We start from the raw sequence: 13,517 nt of genomic DNA on the forward strand, positions 1-13,517 counted from the left end.
TTCCTGACGGTCACGGATCAGGTCGCGGTCGCCGGGGGACGGCACCACGGGATCGGCGGCAAAGACTTGGAAAACAGGAAACAACAGCAGGCAGAAGCCGACTGCAAACGGCTGCGTGCGCATGATGACCGTCCTTGGAGTGGTGGCACATCGACATCGGGGCGATATTTTTATGGCGCTAGCGACTTTGCTCAAGCCCTTTCACGACCAAATGCGAATCACTCGTCAGTTTGGTAGGCCCGGTAAGGGCGGCGGATTCTAGTCGAAGAGGCAAACCAGAAAAGCAGCGCTGATGTTCCCTAAAGGTAAGGAAATTTCCGAAATACAGAAAAAAGAGCGGCAGTCGCCTGCCGCCCTCGGGAAAGAAGTGCCGCCCCGAAGGGCGGCCGGGGATGGGGTCAAAGCGTGAGGTTGCGCTGTTCCTCCTCGGTCAGGTGGCTGCGGGCCTGTTCGTCCAGCGGGCCGGCGCCGAGCACCTGCACGCTGCGGTTGGCGTCGTAGCCGGTCGGGGCCGGGGCGCGGGCTTCTTCGCCGCCTTGCAGGCGTTCGTTGCCGAAGCCCACCACCTGCACCGTGACGATGGACGGCTGGCGATCGCGGGCGGCGCGCTGCTGCCCTCGCGCGGCTTCTTCGGCGGCGCCGCTGGCGGAGCTGGCCGCCGAGCTGGCCGAGGCCAGTGCTCCGGTGTTGACCGAGGCCACCACCGGTATCCCGCTGGACTTGCCCTGCACCTGGATGTTGGCGGCGTTGATCACCTGCAGCGCGGCGATGTTGACGTTGCCGGAAACGCGGATGCCGGCCTCCCCCGCGTCGATGGTGCCCAGCGGCGCCAGCAGGTCCATGTCGCCCGGCGGTACCTCGGGGATGGGCGCCAGGGTGGCGATGCCGGCACCGGTGCTGGGCACGCTGGGCGACAGGGTGACGTTGCCCCAGGCGTCGTAGACGCGACGGGGTGGCGTGTACACCAGGGTGGTCTTGGAGCCGCGTCCGGCGTTGATGTCGCCCCGGGCGGACCAGGCCAGGATGTCGCCACCGAAGGTGGTCATGATGCGGCTCTGGCCCAGCAGCACGCTGCCCTCGGCGAACAGCTGGATATCCCCGGCACCCTGGGTGATGACACCGGCCGAGGCCGGCGGCGCCTCGCCCTCGATGCCGAACACCTGCTGCCCCCCTGGCGTGAGCATCTGGATGCCGCCCCCGAACAGGGTGCGCACCCCGGCACCGCCATAGAGGGTGATGTCGCCCTCGTAGCGGATCGGGTTGCCGGCCACGTCATGGCTGGGGAACAGCGCAGCGATGGCATTGCGGCCGCGCAGGTAGCTGCCGAAACGCGGGCTGCCGGCATCGTTGTATTCGCGCCCGCCTGCGCGCAGCTCGGCGAAGTACAGCTGGCGGGCGAAGATCCGCTGCTGCTCCGGCGCCAGTGCGGTGAAGTAGGCCAGCGCCTGCTCGCGGCTGCCGCTGAAGCCGAAGCGCTCGGCCAGCCAGGCCGCCAGCTCGGCTTCGTAGGTCTGCGCGACGCCACCCGCACCCAGGCTGGCGCCGGGGGCGAGGCGATTGGCCGGGTCCAGGTAACGCAGGGCGAAGGCCAGGTAGTCCGGGCCGCTGCCGGCACCGGCTTGCAGGGCGATGTCGGCACCCGGGCGCTGGTCGCCGGGCACGATGGCTCCCAGGCTGTTCAGCGTGGCCTGGTCTTCCAGGCGCAACTGGCGACCGGCGGTGATCTCCAGGGTGCCGGGCCCGGCAACGTTGAAGCTGCTGAAGAGGATGTCGCGCCCGGCGGACACCACCGAGACGTCGGTGGGCGCGTCGTGGACGAACAGGTTGCCGGTGGTCTGCACATTACCTTCGATCTGGATCGGGCCTGGCAGACCGACCATCTGCCCGCTGTTGACGATGTCGCGCCCGGCCATGAGGCGGGTCGGGCGTGCGCCCTCGTACCAAGTTTCACCGGCCCGGGGATAGCTCGAGAACCTCAGGATCTCGCCCGTGCGCACCCCGACGATGTCACCCCGCAGGGCGTAGATGCGCGTCGGCTGGTCGGCACCACGGTAGGCGCCTTCGACCCCGGTGCCACCGAAGGCGAACAGGCTGCGCCCAGGGTTGCCGCTCCAGCCCAGGTCGCCATGGCTGGCGCCTGACGCATCGAGGTAGTAGAAGCCCGGTTTGAAGGGCGTGGCCAGGTGGTCCTGGGGAGCGTTGCTCGGCGAAAGGGCATACCCCCCGGCGTAGATGGAGTTTCCGGCCAGCAACTCCAACTGGGCCTGGCGCCCCGGGGCCAGTAGCAGGGAATGGGTTAGCACGCCGATAACATGCTCGTACTCCTGCGCCGAAGGTCCGTAGTAGAGGCTGCCAGCCGGTGCCACCGCCCGCAGTACGGAGGGGTAGACGAAACGCCCGTCGGTAGCGGAGTAGTCCATGCCAGTCCGTACACCCACACCGAGCACACTCATCTCGCCCAACTGGGTCGACGGCGTCAGGTTGCCGCCAGCGGCGAACAGGTCGATGGCGGTGTGATCGGTCCACAGGCTGAACCAGGCGAAGCCGCTGCTGCGGGTGCCGGCCAGTTCCACGGCCTGGCCACCCAGGGCCTGGCTGCGCCCGGCATCGCCCACGCCTCCCAGCACCAGGTCGCCCCGGGCATTGAGGCTCACCGTGGCGTCCCCCGGCACCAGCACCAGCCCGCCGGTGGCGGAGGCCTTGGTGGCGGTGAAGGGGTCGTAGGCGCGGCTCTCCCGGGCGTCATGGTTGGGCGCTTCCGGCCCGGTGATCGTGTCGATGCCGCCATAGGAGGCCGCGCTGGCGCGCAGGCTTCCCCGCAGGTTGACCAGGCTGCCGTTGAGGTCATGCCGCTGTTTGATGGGCAGCTTGGCATCGTCCTGGAACCCTCGGGCCTCCAGGTCGGGGTTGAGCGCACCGCCCACCACCAGGTTCAGGTCGCCACCGCCGGTGGTGACCAGGTGGCCGTCCACCATGCGCCCGGTGGAGCCCACCGCCAGCACCAGGCCCTGGCTGCGGCTGGCGAGGTCGTACTTCATGGTTCCCCGGGGCGCCAACAGGCCGGCATCCCCAGCCACGCGTACGTCAAGGTTGCCGCCGCCCAGGGTGCCGAAGCCGGTGAAGCCGGCCAGGGCCACCTCGGTGCTGTCATTGAACGGCACATAGGTGCCGAAGTTGATCCACCATGCGCTGGGCACGGTGGATGCCGCATCCAGCCCGCCGCCCTGGCGCCACAGCCAGTTGCTGACTGCGCCGCCCTCCAGTTGCGTCTTGTCCTCGCCTGCATTTTGCTGGCGCCCGATCAGATCGCCGGTCAGGTCACCGCCCACCGTCAGCGACAGGTTGCCGCCCCGGTCCGGGTACCAGGCGCGGTAGAGGCTGCTGGCCCCGCCGTCCACCAGGGTCTCGTAGATGCCTCCGTTGGAGCCCAGTACCTTGTCGCCTGGCCTCGTCGAGCCAGGCATCGTGGCCACACCGCGTGCCTGGTTGTAGGCCGCGGACTGCGACAGCCCCAGCGAAGAGGTACCGGCCGTATAGAGGCCGTACAGGGAGTGCAGGTTGAAGTCACCGGCGCTCACCAGGTCCAGGTCCCCGGTGCCGGTGCGCAGCACGCTGAAGCGGCTGCTGCCCAGGGCGTAGTTGTATTCGGGCAAGGGCTCAGGTGTCCCCTCGACGATACAGAGCGTTGCCCCTTTTGCGCAGAACTCGTCGTCGGTCATACCCCATAGGGATGCCAATTCTGCGACTGGACGCCCGGAAAAGCTCAGGTCACCCCAGTAAAGCAGCGAAGCTTCATCGCTTAGTACCCTGGGGCCTGGCGGTAGAGCACATAGACTGGCCTCATAGCAAATGCTCGCTTCATCCCAGCCGAACTCAGCCATGACCTCGACTACCGGCTTTCCGGCGAAGCTCTCATCGCCATACCATGCCAGTGCACCCTCCGCCGTGAGGAGGCGGGTCGATGGCGCCGGCTTGAGCGTCGCCAGGTAGCCATAGTGAGTGTCGGCCAGGCGCAGTTCGCCGTGCTCGGCATAGGGGTCGACCAGGCGGCTGTCGGCGGCCTGCAGGTCCGCACCGGCCACGGCCCGCAGCGACCAGGACTGCGAGCCTTCGGGCAGCATCTGCGCCACGGCCCAATTGCGTCCCTTGCCGTCACCGCCTCGCAGGTTGATCTTCTCCACCCCGGCGGCGAGCTTCACATCGGTGCCCGCCGGGATCAGCGCCCCCAAGGCCAGCACCAGGTTCCCTGCCTGCACCACCCTGTCCGGCGCACCGACGATAGTGCTGGGCGCGTTGCTCGGCAGCGGCACACCCTTCGGCCAGGTCATGGCCGTTACCGGAGTGTCCCCCGGCAGCCAGGTCCCCGCCCCCAGGAGCATGCCCTGGGCCAGGGTGACGGCCTCGGCCAGGCGGGTGCCGGCAGCGTAGGCCAGGCTGCCGTCGGCGTTGCGCACCTCCGCCGCCAGCACCGTACCGGCAGCCAGCAGCAGCGGGCCGTTCAACCGCGCGTCCGCCGGCAGGCGGGTACCGGCAGCCAGGGTCATGGCCTTGATCGGCAGGTCGTAGTTGAGCACCGTGCCGGCGGGGAAGGCGGTGCCATCCTGCAGTTCGATGCCGCCACGGGGCACCACCACATCCCCGTTGAACGGTTGCTTGCCGGGCAGCAGCACCCAGCCGTCGTCGTCCTGGGTGGCCGGCGGTGCGAGGAAGCCGTCGTTGATGCTGCCCAGCACGCTCAGGTCGCCCCCAGCGCGGATCACCAGGTGCCCCACCTCCCCCGATCCCGCAGCGGCGGTCCTGGGGGTGTGCGGATTGAGGCTGGCGTAGCGGTAGCCGGACAGGTCCAGGTCGCCCTGCACCACCAGGTCGCCACCGGGCGTCCGGCTGACCAGCTCCACCCCGGGCCGCAGGTGGAAGGCATCGGCATAGGCGGCGTTGTTCAGGCCGGCCAGCTTGCCGTTGAGCAGCGCGCCGTTGGCCAGGGCGTGGTCGATGAAGGCCAGGCTCTCGGCGTGCTTCTGGTCCAGATAGGCCTGGTCGATGACCTGGTAGGGCCGGCCGCTGGCGGCCGGGTCGCTGCCGTCGCGGGCATCGTCGTAGCGCTGCACGCCGTTCACGGCGATCAGGCTGGCGCCCTGGATGTCCAGGGGGCCGCTGGCATCGATGGCGATGTCACCAGCGCTGGCACCGCCGAGCCGGGGAGCATTCAGCTCCAGGGTGCCCCGTGCCCGTCCGTCGTGGCCGCTGCTGGCGGCAGTGCCGTGGCGCAGGTCGATGCGGGCGCCACTGGCCAGGGTCAGTTGGCCATCGACGGCGCTCAGCTCCACCGTGGCCCGGTTGGGCGCATCGATGATCCCGCCGTAGCTGTCCACCCGCAGGCGGTTGCCATGGGCGTCCAGCCGCGCGCCGCTGCCGAGGGTGAGCCCCTGCTTGCCGGCCAGGCGGATGGCACCCACCCGCTCGCCGCTGGCGTCCACGGTGCCGTTCACCGTGAGGTGCCCGCCGTCCAGCGACACGCTGATCTCTCCGGCCTTGAGGCCATCGCCGATCACCAGGTCGCCCTGCTTGAGCTGGAAGCTGCGGGCGCCGAACACCTGGCCCTGGTTGAGGCGCTGGTTGAGCGCGGCGAAATCGTCGCTGAGGTTGCCCGCGCCGAGCCGCTGGGCGTGTATCTCCAGGCTGCCGGCCTTGTACGGCATCCAGGTGCCGCCAGCGTCGTATTCCCCGCTGCTGCCACCGAGGATGCGCCCTTCCAGGGCCACCGTGCCGGCGCCGGCCGCCAGGGCGGTGGCCTTGAGGCTACCGGCCTGGTTGTTGACCGCGGACAGGTCGATCAGCGCACCGGCCGCCTGGCGGATGTCGCCGTGGCGGCTCTCCAGGATCAGGTCGCCGCCCCAGCTGTACTTGTTCACCTCGTTGAAGGTGACCTTGCGCCCGGCCAGGTCGATGCGGGCGCCATCGCCGAGGCTCAGCTGCTCCTCGGCCGCCAGGGTCAGCTTGCCGCTGGGCAGCACCACCGCGCCCTCCAGGTACAGGTTGCGCCCGCGAAGGGACAGCTCCGCCCCCAGGGCATCGCCCCCGATGGTCGGCACCGTGGAACCGGCCGGAGCGCTGATGCGGATGTCGCCACCCGCGCTGAGGCGGTTCACCGAGCCGGCCCCGCCGGTCAGCACCGGGGTGTGCAGGGTCAGTTGCCCGCCGCTGTACTGGAAGCCCTGGCCCGGGGTGTAGCCGTCCTGCCGCTGGTACACCGCCAGGCCGCCCTTGTGGTTGGCGGTGATGCGCTCGCGGGCGTTCAGCTCGACGTTGGTGAAGCCCACGGCCAGCCGGTCGCGGATCGGGCTGGCACTGGGCTGGCTGTCCGGCAGGTAGCCGAACTCGATGCGCTCGGCGTCGATCAGCAGGCTGCCCGCGCCGCTGCCTGCACCGCCGGCGATGATGGCTCCGGCCTCGTTGTGGGCACCGTTCCACACCAGGTTGGCGGTGCGGATCTGTGCACGCGCACCCGCCTCGCCCTGGCCGTAGATAGCCGGGGTGGTCAGCACCAGCTCCTTGAGCCGCGAGCGGCCGTCGGCACCGTAGGTGTCCAGGCTGGCGTCGCCGAAGAAGTTCAGCGAATCCCGCGCGCCCAGCACCAGGGTCTCCAGCGCGGGCGCGCCGACCTGGGCATCGCCACGCAGCAGGCGGTCCAGCACCGCCTGGTTGAGGGTCAGCCCGTTGGGCAGGCGGTTGCGGCTGGCCAGGTCGGCCAGCACCTCGGCGCTGCCGACGTTGATACCGCCCACTGCCAGGGTCAGGTTGCGGGTGCCGTAGCGCACCGCATCGCTCAACTCGAAGCGGTTGTCGGTGGCCGTGGCGATGGTGCCGTCGGAATAGAGCCCGGTGGTGCCGCTGCATGTGCCGTCACAGACACCGATGCGGATTGGCCCAGGCGCCGCATTCGGTAACTGGGGGTTGGGCACATCCGGGGCCAGCAGGCTGAGGTAGCCGTTGGAAACCACCAGCACGCTGTTGCGCCCCGGCTTGTACAGGTAACCGTCGCGGGAGTCCCGCGGGGCGGCCCCCAGGCCCAGGGTGTTGATGCTGGCGCCCTGCTCCACGGTGATGCCCCCCGTCGGGCCGGAGCTGATCAGCATGACCTCCGGCGCCCGCAGGGTCGCGCCGCTGCGCAGGGTCACGCTGCGTACGTCGGCCGCCGCGCCATTGGCGGTACCGAGCTGGATGAAGTTGCCGCCCTGGCCGTAGTCCGTACTGCCATGACCGCCGATGAAGAGGCTGCCGGCACCGATGGCGTTGAGGTCGGCATCGTTCAGGGAGATGCCGGTAAAGCCGGCGCTGGCCCCGGTGCCGGCCTTGACGATTTCCAGGTGGCTGCCGAATGTCGCGTCGATGGCGGTGATGCTGCCCCGTCCGCCCTCCTCACGGCCCTTCAGCAGGGTTCCGGCGAAGCGGAAGCTGGGCTGGCTGCCGTCGCTGCGCGAGAAGTTCAGGTTGAAGGCCTTGGCGTCCCGCGGCATCAGCGCGGCGGGAATGCCCAGCCGCGCGGCATCGGCCAGCAGGTACTGGCTGAGAGTGGTCTCGTTGTACTGGGAGTAGCGGCGCAGCACGTCGGCCGGGGTGAGGATCACCTGGCTGGCCAGGCTGTCGCGGGCGCCGCTGGCCAGGCCCAGGGTGCCGGCGGTGGACCAGGAGCCGTTGCGCATGGCCTGGGTGACGAGGGCACCGCCCTGCCCCGCCAGGCCATTGACCTCCACGCGGAAGGCCCCCGGCAGCAAGGCGTAGGTGGATGGCAGCAGGGTGTAGGTGCCCGCCGGTAGCCCCGGTACGCCAGCGCCGACGGTGATCTGCTGGCCCACCAGCGGTGCCACGGCCCCGGCCTCGCCATTGCCGGGGGCGAAACCCGGCTGGACGCCGGGCACGATGGCGTACACCGGGTTGCTGCTCAGGGCCGGCAGCAGGAAGCCGTCCGGGCCGTATTGCACCAGCGGGTTGAAACGGGCGTCGGTGGAGCCGCCGCGACCGGCGACGAACCCGGCACCGAGCACCACCCCGCCGCCGGACACATCCACCACGGCGCCCTCGGCCACGTCGATGGCCTGCCCGATCAGGTCCACCTTGCCGGGCATGTTGTTCTGTGCAGCCTTCAGTAGGGTGGTGGAGAGGGCCACGCCGTCGTAGAGCCAGGTCTTGCCGTCCACGGTGCCGCCATAGGGAATCACCAGGCCCGCACCGCTCACCGAGGTGAGGCTGCCGGGCAGCAGGTTCACCCGGCTGGCAGGCCGAGGGCCGTTGCTGGTGTTACCGATCACCAGGCTGCCCAATGGCGCCCGCAGGACGCCCCCCTGGTTAATCACGTCGGCCTGCAGCCTCAACTCGCCAAAGGCCGACAGGGGCTGCGCCGGGATCGCGCCGACCGGGCGGCCGATGTCGATGCGCGTGGCCTGCACCAAGGCCTTGACCCCGGTGCCGGGGTAGACCTGGGCTGCTGTGATGCGCAGGTCGCCGGGCAGCGTCAGGCTCATGGCGTTGGCTATGCTGCTCGGGCTCGCCAGCAGCCGCAGGTCACCCAGGCTGTCCAGTTGCACCTGGGCGAAGGCACGGCGGTCCACCACCTGCTCGCGCCCCTGCAGCAGGCGGATGCTGCCGCGCGCCCCCAGGTTCACCTTGTCGCGCACGTCCAGCAGGCCACGGGCACTGAGCCGCCACTGACCAGTGGCAGGGCGTATCGAGGTGCCAATATCAATCCTCGTGCTGGTCTCGCCACTGTTCGCGTCAACCAGCTTGGCCCCGGCCAGCCGCAGGTAGTGGCTGTTCAACTCGACCCGGCTGTCCGCCGCGGCGGACTCGGCCAGGCCGTAGGCCCCGGCATACAGGCTGAGGGCATTGGCCAGGTTCAGGCGCACGTTGCCATCGAAGCTCAGTAGCCCGGTGCTGAGCAGCGCCAGGTTGTCGAACCCGCCCTGCTCCACCAGGCTCACCGCCAGCCGGCCCTGGCCATAGCGCAGCAACGACGCCCCCTGCTCGGGGCCCGCCCCCTCGGCCAGGGGTGCCGCCTGCTGCTGGGCCACCACCAGTTCCCGGGCCTGGCGCACGGCGTCAGTGGCCCGGGGGTCTTCGAACCTGTATTTGGTCGCACCCAGAGCCACGGAGAGGCTGCCCCCTGCCACCCCCTCGCCGCCGGCTGCAGCGCGGAGCTGCCCATCCAGGTACAAACCGCTGGTGGATGCCAGGGCAATGCTGCCGCCCTGGCTGGCCACCCGCAGCGGGCCCTGGCCGGGCAGGTCGAGCCACGCCTGGCTGCCGGAGGCATCGAGGCGCGCGCCCTGGCGCACCACCACGAAGGCATCGCTGGCCGTCAGGTCACCCCGATTGGCGTCGATTTCCCCGCCGATGACGATGCTGCCCCCCTGGCGCACCTGGCCGTAGCGGTTGCCTCGGGCGTCCACCGCGCTGACGGCGCGGGAGGCTGCGTCCAACCGGGCGTGATCGCCGATCCAGAGGGAACGGTAGGTTTCCAGCGGCCGCGCGGACTGGACCTCACCGTTGCTCCCCAGGCCGAGGACGCTGATGCGCCCGCCCCAGGCCTCCAGGGTGCCGTCCACCGTGACCTGGCCGATCCCGGCCAGGCGGATGGCCTGGCCAGGGTCGACATGCAGCAGAGCCCCCTGCTTCACCACCAGCGCCGTGCTGGCGATGTCGGCGGCGGCGGTCTCCGGGCTGCCAGCCTGCAGCGAGAGGCTGGCCCCCTGGCGCTGGGTCAGCACACCCTGGCCGGCATCCTCCTGGTAAAGGGGGGGCAACCAGCGCTCCAGGGCCTCGGACAGGGCACCGCCGGTGGCCAGGTTGCCCGCGCCGCTGGCCTGGCGGTAGAGCGGCTGGGTCACCTCGACGCGTGTGCCCTCGGCCACCTCCAGGCCCCGGTTGCCCCTCACCTCGTAGGCGGAGAAACCCTTGTCGAAGAAGTCCCCACGCAGCACCAGGGTGCCGGCCGCCGCCGACGGGGCGTTGTCGGCGATCAGCACCCGAGCGGCCTGCAGGCTGAGGGTGCCACCGCCCTTGACGCCTTCGCCCCGCAGGGCGCCGCCCAGGCTCAGCACGCCACTGTCGCCCCGGTTGCCGGCACTGGCCGCCAGGGTGACGTGGCCGCCCTTGCCGCCCTGCAGCCTGCCGTTGGCGAGCAGCGCCGCGCCGGAGCTGACATCCACCGTGCTGCCGGCTTCCAGCAGGGTGTTGCCGCTGCTGCGCAGGGACACGCTGCCGCCATTGAGGTAGGGCAGCGCGCGGGTGTCGTCGGGCTCGCGCAGCAGGTTGCTCCACAACCCGCTGGCATCGAGGCGCACGCCCGCCCCCACGCGTACCGAGGCACTGCCGCTGGTGGGGGTGAGCACGGTATCGGCACGCCCCAGGGCGGTCATCTGGTTGAGCACGTTGCCCAGCTGGAGGCTGCCACCACGGGCGGTGATGTCGGCGTTCACCTCCACCTGCGGGCCGTAGAGGGTCACGTTGCCGGCCGGCGCCACCTGCAGCGCGCTGTCGACCCGGATGCCCTCGCTGGCCGCCACCTTGATGGCCCCGAGGTTGAAGCCATTGAGCTGGGCGCTGTCCAGGTACAGGGTGCCCTGGCGTCCCGCCGGCAGGGCAGCGGTCAGGTCGAGCCCATCGGCGATGCGTTCGGCGCCCTGGCCGAACACCACCTGCTTCAGGGTGTTGGCACTGGCACCCAGTACGGGCTCCAGGGTGCCGCTGCTCTTCACATACAGGGGGGCGTAGGTGCCCACCACCAGTTGGCCACCGCGCGCGGCCGCCTTCTGCGACTGGCGGTAGCCGTCGAGGCCGGCCTGGGCCGCCTGGGTCTGCCGGGCGCCCTGGTAGGTGTCGCTGGCCAGGGTGCCCTCGAGCACCGCGTTGCGGGTGCCGATGACCAGGCTGCCGGCGTCGCGGCCCACGGTGTAGCCGGCCTCCTGGCGCTCGCGCGGGGCGATCAGCGGGTCGTAGTAGTAGTCGGTACGGCCCCAGCGCTGGCTGTGGTCCTCATAGCCCCGGTAGATGCCGGTGTAGAGGATGTCGCCCGGGGCGCTGGAGAGTTCGTACAGGCGCCCGTCGGCGCCCTTCAGCCAGGTCTGCCGGACGCTGCCGCCCTGGACGTCGAGGGTGCCGCCGGAAAGGTTGATCTGCGAACCGGACTGGGTCACCACCTCGCCGCCGGTGAAGCTGACGGTGCCGCCCAGGGCCATCCATTCGGCCACGCTGTGGCCCTGGGTGCCGAGGTAGCCGCTGACCTCCAGCAGGCCGCCGGCGGTGTACCAGCGGTCGGTGGCGTAGCCGTTGGTCCCGGCCGGCACCCGTACCAGCTCGCGCACATCCACCCAGACGTCGCTGTTGTTCAGCGCGCCCTTGTCGCGGTTGACCGAGGCGTCGCGCTGCTCGTTGCCCTGCAGGTTGACCTTGACGCTGTTGGCCGACATGGCCACCTGCACGCCGGTGGCGCCGGAGACGTCGATCACCGCGCCGTCGCGCACCAGGCTGCGCTGGGCAGCCTGGGTCGCCACCTGGCCACCGGTGGCCAGGGTGATGGAGCCCTTCTGGAAGTCCACGCTGCCACTGCTGTCGATCTGCACCAGGGACAGGTCGCGGCGGAAGGCATCGCCGTTCACCACGTCGCCGTCCTGCTTGAGGGCCGGTGTCAGCAGGGCATCGCGCTGGCTGTCGAGGGCGGTGGCGCTGGCATCGAGGAGGATCGCGGTGGTGCTGCCCTCGCCCAGGGTCACCTGGCCATTGGCGCCGCTGGCGGTGAGGTGCACGGTGCCACGGGCGTCTGCGGAGGTGCTGGCCAGGGCCACGCCGCTCTGCTGCACCTGGTTGCCCACCAGGCTGACATCGCCGCTGGCGGCCAGCAGCACGCCCCGGTTGAGCACCCGGCCGTTGCCGCTGGCGCTCACTTCGTTGCCACGGGTGGTGGAGGTGGGGTTGCCGTCGCTGCCATAGCCCTTGCGGATCACGAAGCTGTCCCCGGCCGCCATCAGCACCTGGCCCTTGGGCGTGCTGATGCTGCCGGCGTTGTCCACCTCCTTGCCCAGCAGCAGCACATAGCCGCCCCCGGAGGTGGAGGTGCTGGGCGCCGCCGTGCTCAGTTGCGCCCCCTGCTCCACGCGGATGTTGCCCTGGGCGTTGGTGAAGCTCGGGTTGCTGCCGTTGTAGAGGCCGCCGCTGCGGAACTGCTCGTCGCTGAAGCCGGTAGCGGCAGCCACCAGGTTGCGCACGTTGACCTGGCTGGTGCCGCTGAACACCACCCCGTTGCTGTTGAGGATCATCACCGTGCCGTCGGCCTTGATCTGGCCCTGGATCTGGCTGGGCGCGGTGCTGTTGCCCACCTTGTTCAGCAACGCCCAGCTGGCCTCCTGCTGGAAGGCCAGGGTGGTGTCGCGGCCGACGTTGAAGGTCTCCCAGTTGAGGATGGCCTTGTCGGCGGTCTGCTTGATGGACACCAGCACCTTGCCGTTGGCGTCGGTCTGCACCGGCGCCTCGGCGTTGATGAACAGCGGCTTGCCATCGGGCCCCACCACCACGTTGAGGCCGTTGCCTCCGAGACCGTTGTGCAGGGTCTGCGGGGCGCCGCTGGCCGCCGCACGTCCGGCGGCCTGGGCTGCCTGAGCCGCGGCGATGGCGGCCACGGTGTTGTTGAGGTTGGCGAAGGAGCGGCCCAGGCGCTGCTGCACCTGCTGCTGCTGCGCCAGCGGCGGTGGCGAACCCGGCTGCACGGTCCCCGGCCGGGCGGCTCCGGCGGCCTGGGCGGCGCCCTTCTCGGCGAACCAGCCGGCACTGAAGGCCGGCGCGGCCTGGGCCCCGCCGGCCAGCAGCATCAGGGCGATGGCCTGGGCCAGGGGCTTGAGCAGGAGGGGATGTTCGCGGCGGGCGGTGCAGGTGACGGACGGCTTGGGCTGGGAACGCATCACGACGGGTCCTTGTTCGGGTGGAGGCGCAGCGCCCCGAAGGGCGCGCCATGGCTGTTACCCCCAAGGCCGTCGGCGCAGCGGGCGACCGAACTTTTGTCACGCAAAGTTCACGGGGCCTACCGGCGCCTGACATGCAAAACCGGCAATGGCGCGAGGCCATTGCCGGTTCCTGGGGCGAACCCGCGAGGGGCTTAGAGCGGACGGCCGATGCCGTTGCAGGCGCTGGGGTTGCCGATGGCCAGGGAATTGGTCGGCAGCGCGAAGGTGGTGCGGATGGCGTCCTTCCAGGCGGTGGTGAGCGGGATCAGCTTGTTGGCGACGATCTCGTCATCGTTGTTGTTGCGGGCGTTCAGGCCGTAGTGGCGAAGGAGAAAAGCTCGGATAGCCAGCATGTCGGCTCTGTCTTGGTAGCACTGGCTGAATACTAGATAGGTGTAGCCGACGATGCTGTAGCCGGTGGCGGGGTTGGCCAGGACCGCGGCCCACTTGGAAGGATCGGCACGGTCCGCTGTGGTGGACGGCGGGGCGAAGTTGCTTAAAGGAACACTAACCCGCCCAACCGCC

At 70.2% G+C, this 13,517-nt stretch carries 1 protein-coding gene and 1 pseudogene; both read right to left on the minus strand.

Features of this window, described 5'->3' with window-relative positions; translation table 11 throughout:
* Positions 1–398: 398 nt before the first annotated feature.
* Positions 399–12,950 carry a filamentous haemagglutinin family protein gene (locus A7D27_RS25880; protein ID WP_069566557.1) on the minus strand — a complete coding sequence of 4,184 codons (12,552 nt, stop codon included), beginning with the start codon at positions 12,948–12,950 and terminating at the stop codon, positions 399–401.
* 194 nt (positions 12,951–13,144) lie between these two features.
* A pseudogene (locus A7D27_RS28550) lies at positions 13,145–13,517 on the minus strand (protein disulfide reductase); the annotation flags it as partial.

The organism is Pseudomonas sp. 1D4, assembly GCF_001728925.1.
GTDB lineage: Bacteria > Pseudomonadota > Gammaproteobacteria > Pseudomonadales > Pseudomonadaceae > Metapseudomonas > Metapseudomonas otitidis.

Coding starts and splice junctions, on each gene's coding strand:
- A7D27_RS25880 (WP_069566557.1), bottom strand. CDS start 12,950: ATGCGTTCCCAGCCCAAGCCGTCCGTCACCTGCACCGCCCGCCGCGAA.